Source organism: Pseudoalteromonas sp. GW168-MNA-CIBAN-0100 (assembly GCF_040309225.1).
Classification (GTDB): Bacteria; Pseudomonadota; Gammaproteobacteria; order Enterobacterales; family Alteromonadaceae; genus Pseudoalteromonas; species Pseudoalteromonas arctica.
Map to the genome: position 1 here is coordinate 1 of NZ_JBEOOL010001038.1, position 239 is coordinate 239.

At 35.6% G+C, this 239-nt stretch carries 1 protein-coding gene; it reads right to left on the reverse strand.

What is annotated here, in order from left to right:
• Positions 1-26: 26 nt before the first annotated feature.
• On the reverse strand, positions 27-239 hold a 213-nt coding region (locus tag AAEY62_RS24510), incomplete at its 5' end, for a MerR family DNA-binding protein (protein WP_350637089.1).

The following is a 239-nucleotide window of genomic DNA, read 5'->3' on the forward strand; positions in this document are numbered from 1 at the left end:
TGGGAAATGGTAGTTAAGTGAATCATTTACTTCGGTTGCAACGAATCAATTATTGGGCAGTGGCTATCGTCATCATTATTTTGGCATTGTCCTAAATGTTCTTCCAAAGCGTGTTCTAATAACAACAAGTCAGCCATCTTTTTTTGTACTGCGATCAGTTTTTTATTAGCTAATTCTTGTACTTTACTACATGGACTATCGTTTAACGCAAGTAACCCTTCAATCTCATTTAGCGTAAA